At 71.4% G+C, this 22,457-nt stretch carries 22 protein-coding genes, 1 pseudogene and 1 riboswitch; of the genes and pseudogenes, 11 read left to right on the top strand and 12 right to left on the bottom strand.

Annotation, left to right across the window (positions count from 1 at the left end; genetic code table 11):
- Nucleotides 1–91: 91 nt before the first annotated feature.
- From thiD to ACWEVP_RS30980, 3 genes are all read right to left on the bottom strand, one after another.
- Nucleotides 92–892: a bifunctional hydroxymethylpyrimidine kinase/phosphomethylpyrimidine kinase gene (thiD, locus tag ACWEVP_RS30970; RefSeq protein WP_452066098.1), complete on the bottom strand. Its 801-nt coding sequence runs from the start codon at nt 890–892 to the stop codon at nt 92–94.
- Complete coding sequence (gene thiC, locus ACWEVP_RS30975) at nt 889–2,523, bottom strand: phosphomethylpyrimidine synthase ThiC (protein WP_452066099.1); 1,635 nt, start codon at nt 2,521–2,523, stop codon at nt 889–891. The genes thiD and thiC overlap by 4 nt, the downstream gene beginning before the upstream one ends.
- Nucleotides 2,517–2,638, bottom strand: a riboswitch (TPP riboswitch). Its footprint overlaps the gene before it by 7 nt.
- Nucleotides 2,639–2,675: 37 nt before the next feature.
- Nucleotides 2,676–3,587 carry a S1C family serine protease gene (locus ACWEVP_RS30980; protein ID WP_452066100.1) on the bottom strand — a complete coding sequence of 304 codons (912 nt, stop codon included), beginning with the start codon at nt 3,585–3,587 and terminating at the stop codon, nt 2,676–2,678.
- Between the two features lie 203 nt (nt 3,588–3,790).
- Between ACWEVP_RS30980 and ACWEVP_RS30985 the strand changes: the two genes are divergently transcribed.
- Nucleotides 3,791–5,956: a glycoside hydrolase family 15 protein gene (locus ACWEVP_RS30985; RefSeq protein ID WP_452066101.1), complete on the top strand. Its 2,166-nt coding sequence runs from the start codon at nt 3,791–3,793 to the stop codon at nt 5,954–5,956.
- A 50-nt stretch (nt 5,957–6,006) separates the two neighbouring features.
- Here the strand turns inward: ACWEVP_RS30985 and ACWEVP_RS30990 are convergent, their stop codons facing one another.
- A complete protein-coding gene (locus ACWEVP_RS30990; RefSeq protein WP_452066102.1) occupies nt 6,007–6,585 on the bottom strand; it encodes a peptide deformylase in 579 nt (192 codons plus the stop codon).
- 155 nt (nt 6,586–6,740) lie between these two features.
- On the opposite strand from ACWEVP_RS30990, the gene ACWEVP_RS30995 reads away from it, so the two are divergent.
- Nucleotides 6,741–7,049, top strand: coding sequence for a DUF3263 domain-containing protein (locus ACWEVP_RS30995; RefSeq protein WP_003101701.1), 309 nt, complete (start codon nt 6,741–6,743; stop codon nt 7,047–7,049).
- Nucleotides 7,046–7,678, top strand: coding sequence for a LytR C-terminal domain-containing protein (locus tag ACWEVP_RS31000; RefSeq protein ID WP_452066103.1), 633 nt, complete (start codon nt 7,046–7,048; stop codon nt 7,676–7,678). The genes ACWEVP_RS30995 and ACWEVP_RS31000 overlap by 4 nt, the downstream gene beginning before the upstream one ends.
- A gap of 34 nt (nt 7,679–7,712) precedes the next feature.
- On the opposite strand, the gene ACWEVP_RS31005 is transcribed toward ACWEVP_RS31000, so the two are convergent.
- Genes ACWEVP_RS31005 through ACWEVP_RS31015 form a run of 3 tightly spaced genes read right to left on the bottom strand, consistent with a single transcriptional unit; the run spans nt 7,713 to nt 11,690 of the window.
- A complete protein-coding gene (locus ACWEVP_RS31005) occupies nt 7,713–9,983 on the bottom strand; it encodes an AAA family ATPase (protein WP_452066104.1) in 2,271 nt (756 codons plus the stop codon).
- Nucleotides 9,984–10,007: 24 nt separating this feature from the next.
- Entirely contained in the window at nt 10,008–10,961 is a 954-nt protein-coding gene (pssA, locus tag ACWEVP_RS31010; RefSeq protein WP_452066105.1) for a CDP-diacylglycerol--serine O-phosphatidyltransferase, read from the bottom strand.
- A gap of 3 nt (nt 10,962–10,964) precedes the next feature.
- Nucleotides 10,965–11,690 carry a phosphatidylserine decarboxylase gene (locus tag ACWEVP_RS31015; RefSeq protein WP_452066106.1) on the bottom strand — a complete coding sequence of 242 codons (726 nt, stop codon included), beginning with the start codon at nt 11,688–11,690 and terminating at the stop codon, nt 10,965–10,967.
- A gap of 248 nt (nt 11,691–11,938) precedes the next feature.
- Between ACWEVP_RS31015 and ACWEVP_RS31020 the strand changes: the two genes are divergently transcribed.
- The gene (locus tag ACWEVP_RS31020) at nt 11,939–12,157 is read left to right on the top strand and encodes a hypothetical protein (protein WP_452066107.1); all 219 of its coding nucleotides are present in this window, start codon (nt 11,939–11,941) and stop codon (nt 12,155–12,157) included.
- Between the two features lie 40 nt (nt 12,158–12,197).
- Here the strand turns inward: ACWEVP_RS31020 and ACWEVP_RS31025 are convergent, their stop codons facing one another.
- Nucleotides 12,198–12,482 carry a GlsB/YeaQ/YmgE family stress response membrane protein gene (locus ACWEVP_RS31025; protein ID WP_364452236.1) on the bottom strand — a complete coding sequence of 95 codons (285 nt, stop codon included), beginning with the start codon at nt 12,480–12,482 and terminating at the stop codon, nt 12,198–12,200.
- 72 nt (nt 12,483–12,554) lie between these two features.
- On the opposite strand from ACWEVP_RS31025, the gene ACWEVP_RS31030 reads away from it, so the two are divergent.
- Nucleotides 12,555–13,115 carry an ArsR/SmtB family transcription factor gene (locus ACWEVP_RS31030; protein ID WP_452066108.1) on the top strand — a complete coding sequence of 187 codons (561 nt, stop codon included), beginning with the start codon at nt 12,555–12,557 and terminating at the stop codon, nt 13,113–13,115.
- Nucleotides 13,112–14,360, top strand: a pseudogene (locus ACWEVP_RS31035) (MFS transporter). Before ACWEVP_RS31030 ends, ACWEVP_RS31035 begins: the two are co-directional and overlap by 4 nt.
- On the opposite strand, the gene moeA reads toward ACWEVP_RS31035, so the two are convergent.
- Entirely contained in the window at nt 14,314–15,507 is a 1,194-nt protein-coding gene (moeA, locus tag ACWEVP_RS31040; RefSeq protein ID WP_452066109.1) for a molybdopterin molybdotransferase MoeA, read from the bottom strand. The pseudogene ACWEVP_RS31035 and the gene moeA overlap by 47 nt on opposite strands.
- Before the next feature lie 72 nt (nt 15,508–15,579).
- Here moeA and ACWEVP_RS31045 point away from each other — a divergent pair, with 72 nt between their 5' ends.
- From ACWEVP_RS31045 to groL, 5 genes are all read left to right on the top strand, one after another.
- Entirely contained in the window at nt 15,580–16,257 is a 678-nt protein-coding gene (locus ACWEVP_RS31045) for a TIGR00266 family protein (protein WP_372670208.1), read from the top strand.
- Nucleotides 16,257–16,880, top strand: coding sequence for an AIM24 family protein (locus ACWEVP_RS31050; RefSeq protein WP_452066110.1), 624 nt, complete (start codon nt 16,257–16,259; stop codon nt 16,878–16,880). The genes ACWEVP_RS31045 and ACWEVP_RS31050 overlap by 1 nt, the downstream gene beginning before the upstream one ends.
- A gap of 112 nt (nt 16,881–16,992) precedes the next feature.
- Nucleotides 16,993–17,199, top strand: coding sequence for a cold-shock protein (locus ACWEVP_RS31055; protein WP_329054617.1), 207 nt, complete (start codon nt 16,993–16,995; stop codon nt 17,197–17,199).
- A 66-nt stretch (nt 17,200–17,265) separates the two neighbouring features.
- On the top strand, nt 17,266–18,738 hold the full coding sequence (locus tag ACWEVP_RS31060; protein WP_452066111.1) for a serine/threonine-protein kinase: 1,473 nt from the start codon (nt 17,266–17,268) through the stop codon (nt 18,736–18,738).
- A gap of 227 nt (nt 18,739–18,965) precedes the next feature.
- The gene (groL, locus tag ACWEVP_RS31065; RefSeq protein ID WP_361103164.1) at nt 18,966–20,594 is read left to right on the top strand and encodes a chaperonin GroEL; all 1,629 of its coding nucleotides are present in this window, start codon (nt 18,966–18,968) and stop codon (nt 20,592–20,594) included.
- 51 nt (nt 20,595–20,645) lie between these two features.
- On the opposite strand, the gene ACWEVP_RS31070 is transcribed toward groL, so the two are convergent.
- From ACWEVP_RS31070 to ACWEVP_RS31080, 3 genes are all read right to left on the bottom strand, one after another.
- Nucleotides 20,646–20,963 carry a hypothetical protein gene (locus tag ACWEVP_RS31070; protein ID WP_452066112.1) on the bottom strand — a complete coding sequence of 106 codons (318 nt, stop codon included), beginning with the start codon at nt 20,961–20,963 and terminating at the stop codon, nt 20,646–20,648.
- A gap of 198 nt (nt 20,964–21,161) precedes the next feature.
- Entirely contained in the window at nt 21,162–21,380 is a 219-nt protein-coding gene (locus ACWEVP_RS31075) for a PspC domain-containing protein (protein ID WP_364452217.1), read from the bottom strand.
- A 77-nt stretch (nt 21,381–21,457) separates the two neighbouring features.
- Nucleotides 21,458–22,387 (bottom strand): o-succinylbenzoate synthase, encoded by a 930-nt coding sequence (locus ACWEVP_RS31080; protein ID WP_452066113.1) that lies wholly within the window; start codon nt 22,385–22,387, stop codon nt 21,458–21,460.
- Between the last annotated feature and the right edge of the window lie 70 nt (nt 22,388–22,457).

Below are 22,457 nucleotides of genomic sequence, written 5' to 3' on the forward strand. Positions count from 1 at the left end.
CAACTCGCTACGACAAGCTTGCCATCGTCTACCGGGCCGCGGTCCTCCTCCACGCCGTGATCACCTGGACCAAAGCATTGTCAGACACGCCCTAGCTGTCCAGCACCCAGAACGGGGACACCGGGCCTACTCCCGCGCCCAGCGGGTAGGCCTCCGCCACGCAGCGCTCGATGAACTTCTTCCCCGCCGCCACCGCGTCCGGCACCGAAGCGCCCTTCGCCAGCCACGACGTGATCGATGACGCCAGCGTGTCGCCGCCGCCGTGGGTGTTCTGCGTCTCGAAGCGGGGGCCGCTCAACGAGATGTACTCGCGGCCGTCCGACAGCAGGTCCACGCAGTCCCGTGTTCCCTGCATGTGGCCGCCCTTGACCAGGACCCAGCGGGATCCGAACTCCAGCAGGGCGTCCGCCGCCGCGCGCTGGGAGGCCTCGTCGGACACCGAAATCCCGGTCAGCAGGCCGACCTCGTCCAGGTTCGGCGTGATCAGCGTCGCGCGCGGGAACAGCTCCGTGCGGATCGCCTCCAGTGCGTCCTCGCGCAGCAGGGAATGCCCGGTCATCGACGCCGCCACCGGGTCGACCACCAGGGGGAAGCCGAACCCGGTCTCGTCGAGCGTCTTCGCGACCGCGCGGATGATCTCGGCCGTCGCGAGCATGCCCGTCTTCGCCGCGTTGACGCCCATGTCCGACGCCACCGCCTTGATCTGCGCGGTGACGACGTCCACCGGGATCTCCGTGAAACCCTGCACGCCCAACGAGTTCTGCACGGTGACCGCGGTCAGCGCCACCAGCCCGTGCACGCCGTGGGCGAAGAACGTCCGCAGGTCCGCCTGGATGCCCGCACCACCACCGGAGTCCGATCCGGCGATGGTGAGGGCGGTGGGCGGTGTCACGGCTGCACGACCGGCAGGTACACCTGGCTGCCGGACTCGGTGAACTCCGCCGACTTCGACGCCATCCCGGCCTCGATTGCCTCCACAGTGGACAGTCCGTGCTCTTCCGCGTACTTGCGGACGTCCTGCGTGATCCGCATCGAGCAGAACTTCGGCCCGCACATCGAGCAGAAGTGCGCGGTCTTGGCCGGTTCGGCGGGCAGCGTCTCGTCGTGGAACGAACGGGCGGTGTCCGGGTCCAGCGAGAGGTTGAACTGGTCGTTCCAGCGGAACTCGAAACGCGCCTTGGACAGCTCGTCGTCCCATTCCTGCGCGTACTTGTGCCCCTTGGCCAGGTCGGCGGCGTGCGCGGCGATCTTGTACGTGATCACGCCCGTCTTGACGTCGTCGCGGTTCGGCAGGCCGAGGTGCTCCTTCGGCGTCACGTAACACAGCATCGCCGTGCCGTACCAGCCGATCTGCGCCGCGCCGATGGCCGACGTGATGTGGTCGTACGCCGGTGCGATGTCCGTCGCGAGTGGACCGAGGGTGTAGAACGGCGCCTCGCCGCAGAGCTTTTCCTCGAGCTCGACGTTCTCCTTGATCTTGTGCATCGGCACGTGGCCGGGGCCCTCGATCATCACCTGGACGTCGTGCGAGCGCGCGATGTGCGTCAGCTCGCCCAGGGTTTCCAGCTCGGCGAACTGCGCGCGGTCGTTGGCGTCGGCGATCGAGCCGGGGCGCAGGCCGTCGCCGAGGGAGAACGTGACGTCGTACTGGCGGAGGATCTCGCAGAGTTCCTCGAAGTGGGTGTACAAAAAGGACTCCTGGTGGTGCGCGAGGCACCACGCGGCCATGATCGACCCGCCGCGGCTGACGATGCCCGTGACGCGCCGCGCGGTCAGCGGGATGTAGCGCAGCAGCACGCCGGCGTGCACGGTGACGTAGTCGACGCCCTGCTCGCACTGCTCGATGATCGTGTCGCGGTAGATCTCCCACGACAGCTTTTCCGGTTCGCCGTCGACCTTTTCCAGTGCCTGGTAGATCGGCACGGTGCCGACCGGGACCGGCGAGTTGCGGATGATCCACTCGCGCGTCTCGTGGATCCGCTTGCCGGTGGAGAGGTCCATGATCGTGTCGGCGCCCCAGCGGGTCGCCCAGACCATCTTGTCGACCTCTTCCTCGACCGACGACCAGACGGCCGAGTTGCCCATGTTGGCGTTGATCTTCACGAGGAAGTTCTTGCCGATGATCATCGGCTCGGACTCGGGGTGCTTGCGGTTGACCGGGATCACCGCACGCCCGCGGGCCACCTCGTCGCGCACGAACTCGGGCGAAACCCGTTCGCGCGCGGCGATGTACTCCATTTCGCGGGTGATGACGCCCTGTTTGGCCCAGCCCAGCTGGGTGTTGTGCTCGCGGCCGTCGGCCCAGCCGGCGCGCAGCCGGTGCAGTCCACTGTGGACGTCGATCGAAGCTTCGGGATCGGTGTACGGGCCCGAAGTGTCGTAGACGTCGAAGTGCTCGCCGTTCGACAGATCGATCCGGCGCGCGGGAACGCGGAGCCCGGATTCGGTCTGGTGGTACACCTTGCGCGAGCCGGTGATCGGCCCGGTCGTTACGGAGACGTCCTTGTTCTCAAGCGTCGTCAACGACTTTCACTCCCTACGCCGGCATTACCCGGTCAGGTTCATGCGGTCGGTGACGCCTGCGAAACGCAAGTCACCCTCTCAGCCCGCCATGGCGCGAGCTCCCGCGTTGGTGTTGTAACCCGACCATGCCACGCCGGAGCGCGATACTCAAGTCAGCCGACCAACTCGGCCGGAGTGGCGTAGACGTCGACCATGGCTCCGTTGCGCAGCACGGTGATCGGCAGTGCGGTGCCGATCACCTCCGCGAACAGCTGCCGCTGGATGCCCTGGGCGTCCGAGACCCGGGTGCGGCCGACGGTCAGCACGAGGTCGCCCGCCTTGAGGCCCGCGCGGTCGGCGGGGCCGCCGGTGACGACTTCGCGCACCCGCAGCCCGGCGCTCTGCCCGGTGCGCTCGGCGACGTCGTCCGGCAGTGGCGCGGGCACGCCGACGACGCCGAGGTACGCGCGCCGCACCCGGCCCTCGACGACGAGCGTGTCGATGATCCGCCGCGTGGTGGCGTTGATCGGGACGGCGAGCCCGAGCCCGAGGCCGGCGACGGCGGTGTTGACGCCGACGACCCGCCCGGCGGAGTCGGCGAGCGCGCCGCCGGAGTTGCCGGGGTTGAGGGCGGCGTCGGTCTGGATGACGTCTTCGATCACCCGTCCCGCGCGGCCGTGGCGCACCGGCAGCGCCCGGCCGAGCGCGCTGACGACGCCGGCGGTGACGGTGCCGGAGAAGCCGAGCGGGCTCCCGATGGCCACGACGAGCTGCCCGACGACGAGCCGGTCGGCGTCGCCGAGCACCGCGGCCGACGGCGTCTCGCCGCGCGCCCGCAGCACGGCGAGGTCGGAGAGCGGATCGGCGCCGACGACGTCGAAGGGCACTTCGCTGCCGTCGGCGAAGGTGGCGACCCCGCGCCGGTGGTCGGCGACGACGTGGGCGTTGGTGAGCAGGTGGCCGTCGTCGGCGAAGACGACGGCCGAGCCGCTGCCGCGCGCGAGCTGCACCCCGGCGACGTGCGGGGTGACGGTCTTCGCGACCGTGCTGACCGCGCGCGAGTAGGCGTCCATCGCGTCTTCCATGAGGGCACCTCGATTACACCGTTGCAGGTACTACAAGTGTGCGCCCGAAAACCGAGACCGGGAGTTCGCTGTCCGTGAACCGGTTCACCGGACCAGTGACGGTCAGTGGTTCACCGGTTCGGACCATGCGCCGGTGAAGATTCGGCGGCAGACTCCCAAGTCGCTTCTGTAACGGTGCAGAAGCGATCTTCTGTGGGGTTGATATGCGCAAACTCATGTTCGGCGCCCTCGCCGGGCTGCTGGTCACCGGCCTGATCCCGGGGATCGCGGTGGCCCAGGGCGAGGCTCCCGGCGCCCCGGGCGCCCATCCCAGCTGGCTGCCCGCGAACAAGACCGGTTTCGGCACGGCTCACGACCGGTCCAGCAACGTCTGGTTCACCCTCCAAGGTGGCCAGCTGTCCGAGGTCTACTACCCGGACCTGTCGACACCGAGCGTCCGGTCGACGAACTTCGTCGTCACGGACGGCCGGAGCTTCGCCGTCGCCGACTACACCGCGAAGTCCCAGCAGGTCCGGCGGACCGACGACGACAGCCTGACCTACGAGCAGACCATCACCGACGACCAGCACCGCTGGCGGCTGCGCAAGACGTACGTCACCGACCCGGCCGCCACGACGGTGCTGGTGGACGTCGACTTCCAGTCGCTCACCGGGCGGCCCTACCAGCTCTACGCGGTCGCCGACCCGGACCTCACCAACGACGGCTCCGACGACTCCGCCGCGCGGAAGGGCGACGCCGTCACCGCGCAGGACGCGACCAACGCCGCCGCGCTCACCGCGAAGCCCGCCTTCACGAAGACGAGCGTCGGCTACGCGGGCGCGTCCGACGGGAACACCCAGCTCACGAAGACCTTCAAGCTGACCTCCTACGACACCGCCGCCAAGGGCAACGTCGTGCTGACCGGGCAGACGACCGCCGACGGCCTGCGGAACCGGCACGTCACCCTCGCGCTCGGCATGGGCGCGAAGGCGTCCGACGCGCTCGGCAGCGCGCAGGCGTCGCAGCGACGCGGCGTCCGCGACATCACGCGCGCCTACGACCGCGGGTGGAAGGAGTACCTGCGTGGGGTGGGCAAGCCGCCGTCGTCGCTGAAGACCGACGCCGAGCGCGACCTCTACAAGGCGTCGATGCTGACGCTCGCCGCGAGCGAGGACAAGCACCACCCGGGCGCCTTCATCGCGTCGCCGAGCATGCCGTGGCGGTTCGGGAACAACGACCCGGAGTGGTCGCCGTCGGGCACCTACCACCTGGTCTGGCCGCGTGACCTCTACCAGATCGCGACCGGGCTGGCCGCCGGCGGCGACACGGCCGCCGCGAACCGCGCGGTGTCCTACATGTTCGGCACGCAGCAGCAGGCCGACGGGCACATGCCGCAGAACAGCCGCGTCGACGGAGTGCCGTACTGGACATCGATCCAGCTCGACGAAACCGCTTTCCCGATCGTGCTGGCCCAGCAGCTCGGCCGCACCGACCTGTGGCCCGGCGTTCGCAAGGCCGCCGACTTCATCCTGGGCTACCAGGGGCCCAACGGGCAGCCTTCGCCGTACACGCAGCAGGAGCGGTGGGAAGAGCAGGACGGCTGGTCCCCGTCGACCATCGCGTCGGTGATCGCGGGGCTGGTCTGCGCGGCGGACATCGCGTCGCACAACGGCGCGGCCGCCGACGCCGCCCGGTACCTGGCCGCGGCCGACAAGATGAAGGCCGACCTGCCGAAGCAGACGATCACCACGAACGGGCCGCTGTCGAAGGACCCGTACTTCGTCCGCTTGACCAAGGACGCCAACGCGAACGCCGGGACGACGTACAACCTCGGCAACTCGAGCGTGACGATGGACCAGCGCGCGGTCACCGACGCGGGCTTCCTCGACTTGGTGCGGCTCGGCGTCTACCGCGCGGACGACCCGGTGATCAAGAACAGCGTTCGCGTCACCGACTCCGACATCGCGTTCACCACGCCGACCGGGCAGTTCTGGCACCGGTACACCAAGGACGGCTACGGCGAGCAGGCCGACGGTTCGCCGTGGGACTACACGTTCCCGGCCGAAAGCCGCACGACGTACGGCCGGCTGTGGCCGCTGCTGGCCGGCGAGCGCGGCGAGTACGAGCTGACGCTCGGCGACAGTGCCTCGGCCGCGCGGCGGCTGCGTGACCTCGGCCGGGTGAGCAGCTCGGCGGAGACCATGCCGGAGCAGGTGTGGGACGAGAACCCGCCGTCGGGCCATACCGGCTTCCCGGCCGGCACGCCCACCACGTCGGCGACCCCGCTGGCCTGGACGCACGCGCAGTACGTCCGGCTGGCCTGGGACGTCAAGGCGGGATCGGTGCTGGAGACGCCGAAGGTGGTCCGCTGCCACTTCCTCGGCTGCTGACCGCTCTCGAAACGGCGAAGGGCCCCTCGATCGAGGGGCCCTTCGTGGTTTCAGATGACGGCGCCGTCGTCCTCGGGGGTCTTCGGCGGGAGCCACGAGTTGCCGGGGACGCCCCACTTGTTGTGCTTGAGCATCTTCTTCGCCGCGCGCGCGTGGCGGCCGACCAGGCGGTCGAGGTAGATGTACCCGTCCAGGTGGTCGGTCTCGTGCTGCAGGCAGCGCGCGAAGTAGCCCGTGCCCTCGACCTCGATCGGGTTGCCCTCGATGTCGGAGCCGGTCACCTTCGCCCACTTCGCGCGGCCCGTCGGGTACGACTCACCGGGCGCCGACAGGCAGCCCTCCCAGTCGTCGTCCGGGTCCGGCATGGTCTCCGGGATCTCCGACGTCTCGAGCTTCGGGTTGACGACGACGCCCTTGTGCCGCACGCCCTCGTCGTCCGGGCAGTCGTAGACGAACACCCGCTGGTCGAGGCCGATCTGGTTGGCCGCGAGGCCGACGCCCTCGGCGGCGTACATCGTCTCGAACATGTCGTCCACGAGCGTGCGCAGCTTCTCGTCGAACTCGGTGATCTCCCGAGTCGGCTGGTGCAGCACGGGTTCGCCGGCGATAACGATGGGGTGGATGGTCACGGCGAGCCAGTTTAGTCGGACCCCTCTGGTAGACCTGCATCAGACCGTGACGCGCCGAGGTCGATGCCCACGTCGGCGGCCGCTTCCGTGGTTGAATGGCGCCCGCGGAAGAGCTAGGTCTGATTCGCCATGACGCCCGATTGAGAGGGACTCGGATGGACGCCGCGGAGTCGATGGCTGAGCCGCAGCCGTCGCCGCCGAAGCCCGTGCCCGGCCTGACCGAACGCGAGGTCGAGATCCTCGCCTTCGAGCGCCAGTGGTGGCGACACGCCGGGGCGAAGGAGAACGCCATCCGCGAACGCTTCGACTTGTCTGCGACGCGCTACTACCAGCTGCTCAACAAGCTGCTGGAGAAGCCGGAGGCGATCGAAGCCGACCCGATGCTGGTGAAGCGGCTGCGCAAGACCCGCGCCGCCCGCCAGCGCAAGCGAGGCGCCCGGCGACTGGGGATCGAGCTGAAATGAGCGTGTTTTCGGGAATGTCCCGGCCGATGAAGGCCGCGGGCGTCGCCCTGGTCGGCGTGGCGATCATCGCCGCGGTCATCGGGGGGATCTCCGCGCTGAGCGGGGACAACGGGTCCAACGAGGCCGGGCCGAGCGGCACACCGACGCAGCCGGGCACGTCCGGCGGCACGTCGGCGCCGCCCGCCACGTCGTCGACGGCCACCCCGCCCTCGAACCCGACCTCGGCTTCGCCGACCCCGCCGGCGTCGACCACCCCGGCACCCGGCGGCCAGCCGACGCAGGGACAGCCCGGCCAGCCGGGCCGGCCCGGCGACCAGCAGGCGTCCAACAAGTGGGTGACCGTGCGGGTGTTCAACAACTCGACGATCAAGGGCTTGGCGGACCGGGCGGCGGAGGACTTCCGCGGTGGCGGCTGGAACGTCAACGAGGTCAGCAACTACTCGCAGGGCATCATCCCGACGACGACGGCGTACTACCGGCCGGGCACCGACGAGGAAGCCGCCGCGAAGCAGCTCGCCCAGGAGTTCGGCATCAAGGCCGAGCCGCGGTTCCCGGGCATCGAGAGCGCGAGCCCCGGCGTGATCGTCATCGTGACCAAGGAATACCAGTCCGGCCAGAAGGGCAGCTGACGCGGAGGGGCCATCACCCGATGGCCCCTCCTCTCTACTCGCTGACCTGCGTCTTCGCGTACGCCTCCAGCGCGGCGAGCTGGGCCGGGTCCAGGCTCGGCCGGACCGTCTTGCGGGCCGTCTCCAGGTGCGCCGCGGTGACCTCGCGGGCCTCCAGCGACTCGCGCATCGCCGTCAGCGCCGCCTCGCGGATCAGCGCCGCGCAGTCGGCCGCCGAGTAGCCGTCCAGAGTGGACGCCACCTCGGCGAGGTCCACATCGGACGCCAGCGGCGTGTTCTTCGACGTGGCCGTGAGGATCGCGGCGCGGGCCTCGGCGTCCGGCGGCGGCACGTAGACGCGGCGCTCCAGCCGGCCCGGCCGCAGCAGCGCCGGGTCGACCAGCTCCGGCCGGTTCGTCGCGCCCAGCACGACGACCTCGCGCATCGGCTCGACGCCGTCGAGCTCGGTGAGCAGCGCCGCGACCACGCGGTCGGCGACGCCGGAGTCCGACGACTGGCCGCGGCGCGGGGCCAGCGCGTCGATCTCGTCCAGGAAGATCAGCGACGGCGCGGCCTCGGCGGCCCGGCGGAACAGCTCGCGCACCGCGCGCTCGGACTCGCCGACCCACTTGTCCATCAGCTCGGCGCCCTTGACCGCGAAGACGTTCAGCGCGCCGGTGCCGGCCAGCGCCCGCACCAGGAACGTCTTGCCGCCGCCGGGCGGGCCGTACAGCAGCACCCCGCGCGGTGGCTCGACGCCGAGACGGGCGAACGAATCCGGGTACCGCAGCGGCCACAGCACCGCCTCGGTGAGCGACTGCTTGACGTCGACCATGTTCCCGACGTCGTCGAGGGTCAGGCCGCCGGTGGCCAGGTTGTCCGAAGTGGACATCGACACCGGCCGGACGGTGGCCAGCGCGTCCAGCAGGTCCTGCTGCGAGATGCGCGGCTCGTCGGCGTCACGCTGGCGCAGCGCGGCCCGCAACGCGGCGTCGCGGCGCAGGGCGATCAGGTCCGCCGCGACGAACCCCGGCGTCTTTTCGGCCAGGACGCCGCAGTCGATGCCGGTGTCGAGCGGGACGTCGCGGAGCAGGACGTTCAGCAGTTCGCGGCGCGTCTTCGCGTCCGGCAGGGCGAGGGACAGCTCGCGGTCCAGCAGGTCGGCGGCGCGCAGCCGCGGATCGGCGGACTCCGCGCGGGCCGTCGTCGCGACGACGGCGAAGCGCTCACGCCGCAGCGCCGTCCGCAGCTCCTCCAGCACGACGGTCGCGACCGGGGGCGGCGTGGCCGCGGGCAGCAGCGCGTCGACGTCGGTGAGGAGGAGGACCGTCGGCTTGCCGGCGTCGCGAACGGCCTCGCGCAGGCGCGCGACCGCGACATTCGGGTCCAGCACGGCGAGGTTCGGCGCGGCCACCGGCACCACGCGGATGTCGGCCTCGGTCGCCACCGACCGCACGAGCGTCGCCTTGCCGACGCCCTCGGGACCGGACAGCAGGACGCCGAGGTGGGCGGGCGCGCCCAGCCGGGCCAGCAGCTCGGGGCGGTGGAACGCCAGGTCGAACCACTCGGCGAGCTTGCGCGCGGCCGCCTCGGCGCCGATCAGGTCGGCCAGCGGGACGACCGGCTCGGCGGTCTCCTCGACCACGGCGACTTCGTCCTCGACGATCTCGGCGTCGATCCACTCCTCGGCCGCGGTGACGGCGGAGGTCCGGACGAGCGCGGTCGCCGTCCGCGGCGTGGCGGGTTCGGGGGCGGGCCGGGCGCCGTCGCGCCAGACGACCACTGTGGACGGTCCGACCGCGACGGTGCCGGCGGGCTCGGTCGCGGTGACCGTGAGCAGCTCGTTGGTCCAGGTCGCGCCGATCGCCCGCGACAGCTGGCCGCGCAGGCCGGCCGGGTCGGACCCCGGCTGCGGCGCGAGGTCCTGCGGCAGCAGGGAGACGGCGTCGCCGACGGTGAGCACCTTGCCGATGAGGGCGAGCCGCAGCATGTGCGGGCTGACCGAGACGCTGGCCAGCCGCGAGCCGGCGACGGTGACGGTCTTGGCCGCGGCGACGTCGGCGGGGGCGACCACGATCTCGGCGCCCTCGGTGACGCCGAGGTTCGACATGGTGACGTCGTCGGTGAGGACGATCCCGGGCACGTCGGCCTCGTCGGTGGGCGCGGCGAGGGCGGCGCTGACCCGGGCGCCGGTGAGGTGCACGGCGTCCCAGGCCCGCAGGCCGAGCGCGTCGAGGACCTCGGGGTGCAGCCGGACGACGCCGCGGCGGGTGTCCAGCGCGGACGGCGTGTGCCGGACGGTCAGCGTGATCTGCGGGTGGCTCACGCCGTTCACCCTAGCGATCCGGGCCTACTTCCGGCGCAACCCGATCTGGCGCCACGAACGACGCCGCGGCCCCTGGCCGTTCTCCGACGTGCCACGCGGGGTGCGGACCGTCTCGCCGGTGCGAGGGAGCCGGACCGCGCGCATGGCCGCGCCCGCGACCCGGCGGCGCAGCGGGCGCCGCAGGCCGAGGCGGCGCGGAGAGGCCCGGCGGATCGCGCGGCGCTCGCGCGGCGGGACCATCCAGGCCTCCGGGTGCGCGGCCAGCCAGCGGTGCCGGTAGACCGAGTACGGGATGTGCGCCAGGTACAGGACCATCGCCACGATCAGCGCGACCAGCGGGAACTGGATGATCGCCGCGGCCAGCAGGGCCACGCCGAGCAGCAGGGGGGCGATCGCCTTGGCCGGGGCCTTGACCGTCTTCAGCGACAGCGTCGGGATGCGGCTGATCAGCAGGGCCGCGATGGCGACCGTCCACGCCCACACGACGTACTGCGACGACCACCACCCCTCGCCCCACTGGAGGTAGGCCACCAGCGGCAGCATCGCGAGCAGGCCGCCCGCGGGCGCCGGGACGCCGACGAAGAACTCGCTCGCGTAAGGCGGCTGCTCGGTGTCGTCCAGCAGCGTGTTGAAGCGGGCCAGCCGCAGGATCATGCAGACGGCGAAGATCAGCGACGCCACCCAGCCGATCCGGTCCGCGCCGGTCTGCCACACGTAGATGACCAGCGCCGGCGCGACGCCGAAGGAGATGCCGTCGGACAGCGAGTCCAGCTCCGCGCCCATCTTCGACGTCGCGTCCAGGAGGCGCGCGATCCGGCCGTCCAGGCTGTCGAGCACCGCCGCGATGCCGATCGAGGCGATCGCCATCGCGTAGTTCTTCGTCAGCGCGAACTGCACGGCCGACAGCCCGGCGCACAGCGCGAGCACGGTGATGGCGTTGGGCAGCAGCCGGACGCCCGGAGTGGTCACGCGGACCATCGATCAGCCTTTCGCAGGCGCGGCAGGGAGTTCGGCGATCACGGTCTCGCCGCCGATCGTGCGCTGGCCCTTGCTGACCAGCACCATCGAGCCCGGCGGAAGGTAGAGGTCGACCCGCGAGCCGAACCGGATGATGCCGTACGTCGAAGCGGCGCCGACCTTGTCGCCCTCGCGGATCTCGCAGAGGATGCGGCGCGCGACCAGCCCGGCGATCTGCACGACGACGAGCTCGTGGCCGTCTTCGGTGCGCATCAGCACGGAGTTGCGTTCGTTGTCGTCGCTGGCCTTGTCCAGGTCGGCGGAGAGGAACTTGCCGGGCCGGTAGGCGACGCGCTCGATCACGCCGTTCGCCGGCACGCGCTGGACGTGCACGTCGAACACCGAGAGGAACACCGACACGCGCATCCGCGGCTCGGCCGGCAGGCCCAGCTCGGCGGGCGGGACGGCTTCCTCGATCAGCGACACGAGCCCGTCGGCCGAGGCGAGCGCGACGCCGGCACGCGGCGGCGGCACGCGCTTCGGCTCGCGGAAGAACGCCGCGGTGGCCACGGTCGCGAGCGCTCCGACGAGCCCGAGGCGCTTGGAGAACCGGCGCGCGAGCAGCGTCGCGGCGATCCCGCCCGCCACGAACGGCCGGCCGGCCGGGTGCATCGGCGGCAGCGTCTCGCGGGCGAGCTGCAGGGCGTGTGCGACGGGGTTGGCGCCGGGCTCCGGCCGGGTGCCGCTCATGGTCGGGTCCCCTGGTTTCGTGTCGGAAGGAGGTGTCGGCGCCGGGTCCGGCGGCCGCGTACGGGCGCCACCACGCTACCGCTGCCCCAGGTGGGGCTCGCCGCGTGCCCCTGATCGGCTCCCTCGCGAGGGTGTCCCCGCAGCGGGTGGGAGGGACCACATCCCGGTAACGCTTGGTCGAATCCAGCGACAACTCTCAGTAGTTGACGCCGTTCGGGGCGCTGCCACGCGAGCTGGGGGAGGGGACCATGACCGATCACCGGGAGCCGGCCGACGCCCGCCTCGACGAGCTGTTCGGGGCGTGGCGAGCGGAGATCGACGAAGTACCCCTGCCGTCCCTGGTGGACCCGCTGCGCGCCGTCGACGTGGTGATCGAGGCGAAGAAGGGGAACCGGGGCCGGGTGCATCCGCCCCCCGACGGCGCATGCACCCGGCCACCGGGAGATGCGCGTGAGGAGACAGTTTAGCGGCTGATCGCCGGTTGATCACCGAATGTCCGACCAAAAGTTACGAACGGTCACTCGGACGGCGGCCGACACCGGTTACGAGCCGCAGGATCGCCAGCAGCACGACGGCGCCGAGGATGGCCACGCCGAAGCTGGGGAAGTCGAAGTCGAACGTCTTCGACTGGCCGGTGGCGAGCCGGTAGAGCAGCCCGCCCAGCGCCGCGCCGACCACGCCGACCAGCACGCTGACCAGGCAGCCCTGCCGGCGCCGGTCCCGGCCGCCGACGACGAGGTTCGCGGCCCAGCCGACGATCGCGCCGAAGATCACCCATGCGACGAATCCCATGGCGGGAGCTTACGCGAGCGCTTGCACAAGAATCATTGCACAAGAACTCTTGTACAACTACTCTTGTGCGTCATGAGTGACGACATCCGGGAGATCCGGGATTCGAAGGTGCTGGCGGCCATGTCGCACCAGCTCCGCCGGCGGCTGATGGAGCTGCTGCACCTCGACGGCCCCGCCACCGCCTCGATGCTGGCGGCGAAGACCGATCAAGCGGTCGGCAACGTGAGCCACCACATGAAGGTGCTGGCCGCCGCCAAACTGGTGGAAGAAGCCCCGGAGCTGGCCCGTGACCAGCGGGAACGCTGGTGGAAGCGCAGCGCGAAGACGCTGCGGTGGGCGGCGGCCGACTTCCCCGGCGACCCGGTCGCCGAGGCCGCCGAGGTGCTGGTGCTCGACCACCAGATGGCGATCGCGCGCGACTGGATCGCGAACCGCGAGACCTACCCCGAGGAGTGGCGCGGCGGTCCGTTCAGCATCGACACGTGGGTACGGCTGTCCCGCGCGGAGCTCGACGAGCTCAACGAGCGGATCTTCCTGCTGATCAACGAGTTCGAAAACCGCACCGAACCGGGCGACGGGGTCGAGCGCCGTCCGGTCTTCTTCGCCGCGCGGGCTTCGCTGGGCCAGCCGTGAAGGGGCTCTGGGGGAACAGGGACTTCCGGCTGCTCTGGACCGGCGAAACCACGAGCATGCTCGGCAGCATGGTCGCGAGCACGGCGTTGCCGCTGGTCGCGGTGGTCACGCTGCGGGCAAGCACCTTCGAAGTCGCGCTGCTGACCGCGGTCGCCTGGTTGCCGTGGCTGCTCGTCGGCCTGCCCGCCGGCGCCTGGGTCGACCGGCTGCCGAAGCGGCCGGTGATGCTGGTCTGCAACACGGTGTCGATGGCGGTGTTCGGCGGCGTCCCGCTCGCCGCGGCCTTCGGGGCGCTGACCATGCCGTTGCTGCCGCCGCGCTGCTCGGCGGCGTCGCCAAGGTGTTCTTCACCCTCGCCTACCGGGCTTATCTGCCCGCCCTCCTCGACGGGACGACCTCCTGGAAGCCAACGCGAAGCTGCAGGGCAGCGAGTCGGCGACCCAGGTCGGCGGGCCGGGCCTGGCCGGCCTGCTGGCGCAGGCGTTCGGCCCGGTCAGCGGCATCCTCGCCGACGCGGTCAGTTTCGGTGTCTCCGTGTTGTGCGTGCGGGCGATCCGGGCGCGCGAGACCGTGGTCCCGGCGGCGCGGACGCCGTTGCGCAGCCAGATCGCCGAAGGACTGCGGTTCGTCATGGGCGACCGGTACCTGCGGTCGCTGATGGTGTTCAGCGCGGTGTCGAACCTCGCGCTGACCGGCTACAGCTCCATCCAGATCGTCTTCCTGTCCCGCACGCTCGGTGCCGCGCCGGGCCTGGTCGGCCTGGTGCTCGCGCTCGCCGCGGCCGGCGGGATCCTCGGCGCGGCACTGGCCGGACGGCTCGGCGCGCGCTTCGGCACCGCCCGCGCGTTCCTGCTGTGCGAGGTCGCCGCGGCACCGATGATGGTGCTCGGGCCCCTGAGCGGACCGGGCTGGCGGCTGTCGCTGTTCGTCCTCGGCGTGTTCGGCGTCTGCGCGGGCGTCGTCGCCTCGAACGTGCTCACCACGACGTTCCGGCAGGCGTACTGCCCGCCGGAGCTGTTCAGCCGGATCACCTCGAGCGCCTCGCTCGCCGCCTACGGCACGATCCCGCTGGCCGGGGTCCTCGGCGGCGTGCTCGGCGAGGTGATCGGCGTGCGCGAGACGCTGTGGGTGGCCTCCGTCGTGCTGGTCGCCGCGCTGCCGGTCCTCGCGCCGTTCCGCAAGCTGCGGGAGTTCCCGGCTAGAGCAGAAGGACGTCCACCTCGTCGCCTTCCGCTGCCGACGTGACGTCCTCCGGCAGCACGATCAGGCAGTTGGCCTGCGTGAACGCGGCCAGCAGGTGCGAGCCCGGCCCGCCGCGCGGCCCGACGACCCCGGTGACCTCGCCCTCGGACGGCGTGAACACGCCCCGGCGGTACTGGCGGCGCCCGGCCGGCGAGGACATCGCCTCCAGCAGCCGGGCCCGCACGCGCCGGCGCGAGACGTCCGTGTGGCCCATGGCCGTCAGCAGCGCCGGGCGCAGGAACGCTTCGAACGACACGAGCACGCTGACGGGGTTGCCGGGCAGGGTCACGACCGGCACGCCCTGCCAGCGCCCGCAGCCCTGCGGCCCGCCCGGCTGCATCGCGATCTTCGCGAACTCGACGCCCTGGCCGGACAGCGCGTCCTTCACCACTTCGTACGCGCCCGCGCTGACCCCGCCGGAGGTGACCAGCAGGTCGGCGTCGGCGAGCTTCGGCTCGATGACCTTGCGGAACTCCTCGACGTCGTCGACGACGCTGCGGACCACCTCGACCTTGCAGCCGAGGCCGCGGATCGCCGCGGCGAGCATCACGCTGTTGGACTCGTAGATCTGGCCGTGCCGCAGCGGCGCGGGCGCGTCGACCAGCTCGGTGCCGGTGGAGGCGACCAGCACCCGCAGCGGCCGGTGCACCCGCACCTCGGCGAGCCCGACCGCGGCCGCCAGGCCGAGCTGGGAGTGGCCGAGGACCGTCCCGGCGTGCAGCGCGGTGCTGCCGGCGACGACGTCCTCGCCGGTCCGCCGGATGTGCGCGCCCTCCTGGGCGGCGGTGGAGATGGTCACGGTCTCGGTGCCGCCGTCGGTGGCCTCGACCATCACGACGGCGTCCGCGCCCGGCGGCAGCGGCGCGCCGGTCATGATCCGGTGCGCGGTGCCCGGTTCGAGCGGCCGGACGTCGACCCGGCCCGCCGGGATGTCGTCGGCGACCGGCAAGGTCACCGGGACCGCGGTGACGTCGGCGGCGCGGACCGCGTAGCCGTCCATCGCGGAGTTGTCGAAGGGCGGGAGGGACACGCCGGCCCGCACGTCCTCGGCGAGCACGAGGCCGGCCGCGGCGGCGAGGGGCAGGGCGGTCGCGGGGGCGGTGCCCAGGAGCGCGGCCACCTTGTCGCGGTAGTCGTCGACGGAGATCACCGGACCATCCTCTCCTGGTTTCCGGGGCGTGCAAGACTCTGCCCGTCACAGGCACGCAGTAGGGGAGCACGCATGCAGGTCGGAGTCCGTCAACAGCCCTCGTTCGCCGTCGCCCGGCTGATGCTGGCGCCCGGGGAGCCGTGCCAGGTCGAGTCCGGCGCCATGATGGCCACCAGCTACGGCGTGCAGGTGCAGTCGCAGGCCCAGGGCGGGATCATGAAGGGCCTCGGGCGCGCCTTCCTCTCCGGCGAGTCCTTCTTCATCTCCACCTTCACCGCGCCGCAGAACGGCGGCTGGGTCGACGTCGCGGCCAACCTGCCCGGCGACATCCAGGTGATCACCCTCGACGGCCGGACCGGCTGGGCCGTCACCCGCGGCTGCTGGCTCGCGTCGTCGCATGGCGTGCAGACCGAGACCAAGTGGGGCGGGATGAAGAACCTGATGGGCGGCGAAGGCGGGTTCCTGACCCACGCCACCGGCCAGGGCCAGCTGCTCGTGTCCTGCTACGGCGCCGTCGAGACGATCACGCTGCAGCAGGGCGAGATGGTGACCATCGACACCGGGCACGTCGTCGCGTACGCCGACACCGTGCAGTACCAGATCCGGAAGGTCGCCACCGGCATCATCCAGTCCATGAAGAGCGGTGAAGGCCTCGTCTTCGACTTCGTCGGCCCCGGCCAGATCATGACGCAGACGCGCAACCCGTCCGCGCTGATCAGCTGGATCATCTCCCACGTCCCGTCCCGCTGATGCGCGTCCAGACCCGGCACACGCCCGGCTTCGGCGTCGCCCGCGTCCTGCTGGACCCGGGCGAGTCGGTCCAGGCCGCGCCCGACACGCTGCTCGCCAGCCGGTTCGGCGTCACCGAGGCGCCGGCCGGCCGCGGCGGCGTCCGCGCCGGCAAGTCCGCGGCGACCGTCTACACCGCCCCCGCCGACGGCGGCTGGCTCGACTTCGCGCCGCTGCGCCCTGGCGACGTCTACCCGCTCGACCTCGGCGGCGGCACCGGCTGGTCGGTGCACCGCGACGCCGTGCTGGTCCGGCCGTCGTCGGTCCGGCACGACGCCGGCTGGGCGCCGCTGCAGCAGCTCTTCGGCGCCGACTCCGGGTTCCTCGAGCACTACAGCGGAACCGGGCCGCTCGTGCTGGCCGCGCCGGGCCCGGTGGACGCGTTCGAGCTCGGCCAGGGCGAGCTGGTCACGGTCCGGCCGGACTACCTGCTGGCCTACCCCGACAGCGTCCAGTGCCGCCTGCGGGCGCTCGATCCCGGCGGGCCGCAGTCGCTGCGCACGGGCGAGGGGCTCGCGGTCGACTTCGCGGGGCCGGGGACGGTGCTCGTGCAGGCGCGGAACAGACGCCTTTCTTCAACGTGATCTTCAAACGAATTGCCCATTGCCGAGGGCAATAATTCCGGTAGCGTGATTGGCACTTCCGCCGCTGGCATCCGCTCGGGCCAGCGGATCCTTTGTGCTGAGGGAGGGCGCCGTGGCTGTCGGCACCGTCAAATGGTTCAACTCGGAAAAGGGCTACGGGTTCATCGAATCCACCGACGGTCCGGACGTGTTCGTCCACTATTCGGCCATCCAGGCCGAAGGATTCCGCACTTTGGACGAAGGCGACCGCGTCGAGTTCGAAGTCCAGTCCGGGCGTGACGGGCGGAGTCAGGCGGCCGACGTGCGCAAGGTGTCCTAACCACCTCGATCACCCGATTGGCGAACCCCCGGCAGCCTGCGAACCTGGGACGTTAGGCTGCCGGGCGTGACAGGCGATGTGTCGGGGGACCTCACCGGTCGCCGGCTGGGCAACTACCGCATCGACGGGGTGCTCGGCAAAGGCGGCATGAGCGTCACCTACAAGGCCACGGACGTGCGTCTCGGCCGCAAGGTGGCGCTGAAGGTCATCGGTGACCACCTCGGGGCCGACGCCGAGTTCCGCGAGCGGTTCGTCGACGAGGCGCGCAACACGTCCGCGATCGACCACGCCAACGTCGTGCCGCTGTACGACTTCGGCGAGCTCGACGGCATGCTCTACATCGCCATGCGCATGGTCGACGGCGGCGATCTCGCCGGCCTGATCTCCGGCGGCCCGATCGCCCCCGCGCGCGCCCTGACGATGCTCGACCAGGTCGCGGACGCCCTCGACACGCTGCACAACCGTGGTCTGGTCCACCTGGACGTCAAGCCGGCGAACGTGCTCGTGACGAAGAAGGAGACCTCGCGCGAGCACGTGTACGTCGCCGACTTCGGGCTGACGCGCCGCGGCGCGACGGGGCACCGCACGCGCGGCGGTGACTTCCTCGGCTCGCCGACGTACGCGGCGCCCGAGCACCTGCGCGGCGAGCCGCTGGACGGGCGCACCGACCAGTACGCGCTGACGTGCGTCCTCTTCGCGTGCCTGACCGGCAGCCCGCCGTTCAAGGGCGACGTCCCGACGGTGATCAAAGGTCACCTCAACGGCGACCCGCCGTCGATCTCCCGGGTGGTCGCGCTGCCGCCGGCGATCGACGAGGTGATCCGCCGCGGCATGGCGAAGAACCCGGCCGACCGCTACCCCAGCTGCGTCGAGATGGTCGCGGCCGCCCGCCGCGCGCTCGGCGCGCAGGCGTCGTCGGACACCCCACCGGGGCCGCCGGGGTCCAATTCGGGTGGAATCCCCGCGCCGCAGCGCCATGGTCAGGTACAACAGGGGCCGCACCAGAACAGCGCACCGCAGGGAGAGGGGGCCCCCGTGCACCCGTACGGAGGACAGCAGCAGCCCGGCTACGGCCAGCAGCCCGGGCCGCAGGGGCCGCCGCCCGGTCCGCCGGGGATGCCGCCGCAGGGCCCGCCGCCCGGTTACGGCTACCCGCAGCAGCAGGGCATGCCGCCGCAGGGCCCGCCCCCCGGTTACGGCTACCCCCAGCAGCCGGGGATGCCGCCGCAGGGCATGCCCCCGCAGGGCTACGGCCAGGACCCGATGCGCCTGCGCCCGCCGATGCCCGCGGGCGGCGCGGGCGCGTTCCACCAGCCGAAGAGCGGTGGCGGCAAGAAGTGGATCTTCATCGCCCTCGGCTTGGTCGTCGTGGCGGGGCTGATCGTGGGCGCGATCTTCCTGTTCAGCGACGGCGGCAGCGGAGGCGGCGGCACGACGACGGCGCCGAACATCCCGGTCGGCCCGGGCGACTCGCAGGGCAACCCGACGTCGTCGCTGAACGCACCTCCGACGTCGATCTCCATCAAGCCGGGCAACTGATCGTGCGGCGCTGAGCAGGTCTTCTTGCACTCTCCACCCGAGAGTGCTAAACACGGTGTTGGCACTCGACGCCGTCGAGTGCCAAAGGTCGGGACGGTGAGGCTGACCCCCACCCGGGTCCAGTCGTCCGTCGCGGGCACCGAGCCTGGCCGAGGAAGAGTCCTGCTGCCGCCGCTGCACGAGTTACAGCGCGGCGGCTGCGCCCAATACCGGAGGACCACACCGCAATGGCCAAACTGATCGCGTTCGACGAGGACGCCCGCCGCGGTCTCGAGCGCGGCTTGAACACCCTCGCCGAAGCCGTCAAGGTGACCCTCGGCCCGCGGGGCCGGAACGTCGTGCTCGAAAAGAAGTGGGGCGCGCCGACGATCACCAACGACGGTGTCTCCATCGCCAAGGAGATCGAGCTCGAGGACCCGTGGGAGAAGATCGGGGCCGAGCTCGTCAAGGAGGTCGCCAAGAAGACCGACGACGTCGCGGGTGACGGCACCACCACCGCCACCGTGCTCGCCCAGGCCCTCGTCCGCGAGGGGCTGCGCAACGTCGCCGCCGGCGCCGACCCCATCTCCCTCAAGCGTGGCATCGAGGCGGCCGTCGAGGCCGTCACCGAGCAGCTGCACAAGGCCGCCGTCCAGATCGAGACCAAGGAGCAGATCGCTGCTACCGCCTCGATCTCGGCCGCTGACCGCACCATCGGCGAGCTGATCGCCGAGGCGCTGGACAAGGTCGGCAAGGAAGGCGTCGTCACCGTCGAGGAGAGCAACACCTTCGGCCTCGAGCTCGAGCTCACCGAGGGCATGCGCTTCGACAAGGGCTACATCTCCGGTTACTTCGTGACCGACCCGGAGCGTCAGGAAGCCGAGCTCGAGGACCCGTACATCCTCCTCTTCGGCTCCAAGATCTCCACCGTCAAGGACGTCCTGCCGCTGCTGGAGAAGGTCATCCAGTCCGGCAAGCCGCTGCTGATCATCGCCGAGGACGTCGAGGGCGAGGCCCTGGCCACCCTCATCGTCAACAAGATGCGCGGCACCTTCAAGTCCGTCGCCGTCAAGGCCCCGGGCTTCGGTGACCGCCGCAAGGCGATCCTGCAGGACATCGCGATCCTGACCGGTGGCCAGGTCATCTCCGAGGACGTCGGCCTCAAGCTGGAGAACGCGGACCTGTCCCTGCTGGGCAAGGCCCGCAAGGCCGTCATCACCAAGGACGAGACGACCATCGTCGAGGGTGCGGGCGACGCCGACCAGATCCAGGGTCGCGTCAACCAGATCCGCGCCGAGATCGACAACTCGGACTCGGACTACGACCGCGAGAAGCTGCAGGAGCGGCTCGCGAAGCTGGCAGGCGGCGTGGCCGTCATCAAGGCCGGCGCCGCGACCGAGGTCGAGCTCAAGGAGCGCAAGCACCGCATCGAGGACGCGGTGCGCAACGCGAAGGCCGCCGTGGAAGAGGGCATCGTCGCCGGTGGTGGCGTGGCCCTGATCCAGGCCGCCGAGGCCGCGTTCGCGGGCCTGAAGCTCGAGGGCGACGAGGCCACTGGCGCCAACATCGTCAAGGTGGCCGTCGAGGCCCCGCTCAAGCAGATCGCGATCAACGCCGGCCTCGAGGGCGGCGTCGTGGTGGAGAAGGTCAAGGGCCTGCCGCAGGGTCACGGCCTCAACGCCGCCACGGGTGTCTACGAGGACCTGCTCGCCGCCGGCGTGCCGGACCCGACGAAGGTCACCCGCTCCGCGCTGCAGAACGCCGCTTCGATCGCGGCGCTGTTCCTGACCACCGAGGCTGTCGTGGCGGACAAGCCGGAGAAGGCTGCTGCCGCTCCGGCCGACCCGTCCGGTGGCATGGGTGGCATGGACTTCTGAGTCCGGCTGCTTTCCGGGAAGCCCGGTCCGCTTCGGCGGGCCGGGCTTTCTTTATGGCCGGGTGAAGAACCACACGGCGAACGCGCCGAGGATGACGACGCCGAGCGCGAGCACGAACAGACCCCCGAGCCAGGCCGTGCTCGTTTCTTCGGCTTCCATCGCGAGGACGACCGCGCCGATGCCGGTGAGCAGCACCCAGATCGCGAGCGCGGCGGCGCTGTAGAGCACGACCTTCGTTGCGGACCGGCTGCCGGGATCGTCGAGCGCGAGGAACGCGGCGTAGGCGGTCAGCCCCAGTCCGGCGATCAGGTAGAGCCCACCCAGAATCCCGACGACGATCTTCGCCGCCGTTCTGCTGCCTTGATCCACGACCGCGAACCCTAACCCCTCGTCCGGGGTTCACGTCGAGCTTTTGGGCTGGTCGGAGGAAGGGTGTACGCCGAACGGCCCGGACGCTCCCCTGGGCGTCCGGGCCGTTCGTCCGCCGCGTCCCCCGACAACGGCTCTTGGTGCACCCCGGCTTCCGGCGGGCACCGGCTCCCCCTGCGAGCCGGTGCCCGCCCGGCGTCAGGAGTCCTCTTCGGGCGTCAGGATCGCGGCGGCGACGTAGACCGGGATGGCGATGCCGACGGAGAGGAAAACGGCGGCGACCATGCCGATGCGCAGGACGCTGGCGTCGATGCCGAGGTAGGTGGCCCAGCCACCGCAGACACCGGTGAGCATCTTGTCGCTCTTGCTGCGGCGGAGCTTCTTGGTGGTTTCCGGGGTGTACACGCTGTTCGTCATGGCTCAATAGTGGCTCCGGGCGGGGTGCGCCCACATCGGGAACGGCCCGGACCCCGACCCTGAACTTGCCCTCGGGGTCAGGCCAGGGCGCGAACCCGGGCCAGCCGGTCTTCCCAAGCCGCCGCCACCTCGGCCGAAGCCGGGTACGCGTCCGTCGGTTCCGGAGCCCGCGCCGGCACCGGCAGGTATCCGTCCACAGGGGACAGTGGAGATTCGCAGACGTCCCCCTCCAGCAACGAAATCGTCCCCAGTCCACACGCGAACTCCAACGACGGCAACGCCCCCGCCAACGCGAGCCCCGCCGCCAAGCCGACGCTCGTCTCCACCGCCGACGACACCACGCACGGCAGGCCGCACGCCTCGGCGACCTCCAGCGCCCGCCGCACGCCGCCCAGTGGGGACACCTTCAGCACCGCGATGTCCGCCGCGCCCGCGACCGCCACCTTCAGCGGGTCTTCCGCGCGGCGGATCGACTCGTCGGCCGCGACGCGGACCGCCACCCGCCGGCGGACCGCGGCCAGCTCGTCGATCGTCGGGCAGGGCTGCTCCGCGTACTCCAGCCCGCCCGCCGCCTTGTCGAGCTCCGTGATCGCGCGGACCGCCGTGTCGACGTCCCACGCCGTGTTCGCGTCGACGCGGACCGCGCCGGACGGGCCGAGCGCGTCGCGGACCGCCGCCACCCGGTCGCAGTCGTCGGCCAGGGACGAGCGCGGGTCCGCCACCTTCACCTTGGCCGTGCGGCAGCCGGACGCGCGGACCAGCTCATACGCCTTTTCGGGGCCGACGACCGGGACCGTCGTGTTCACCTCGACCCGGTCGCGGACCGGCGCCGGCCAGCCCGACTCGCTCGCTTCCAGCGCCGCGTGCAGCCACGGCACGCTCTCGGCGTCCGAATAGTCGGCGAACGGGCAGAACTCGCCCCAGCCCGCCGGGCCGGGCAGCAGCACGCCTTCCCGGACGGTGATGCCGCGAAAACGGTTGCGCAGGGGGATCGCGTAGACCTTCATCGCCGCCGATCATGCCATCCCGACTTGGGCCGAACCGCTGCCGAACAGCGCGTTTCCGGACAGAATGTTT

It is taken from the genome of Amycolatopsis sp. NPDC003865 (assembly GCF_053605345.1).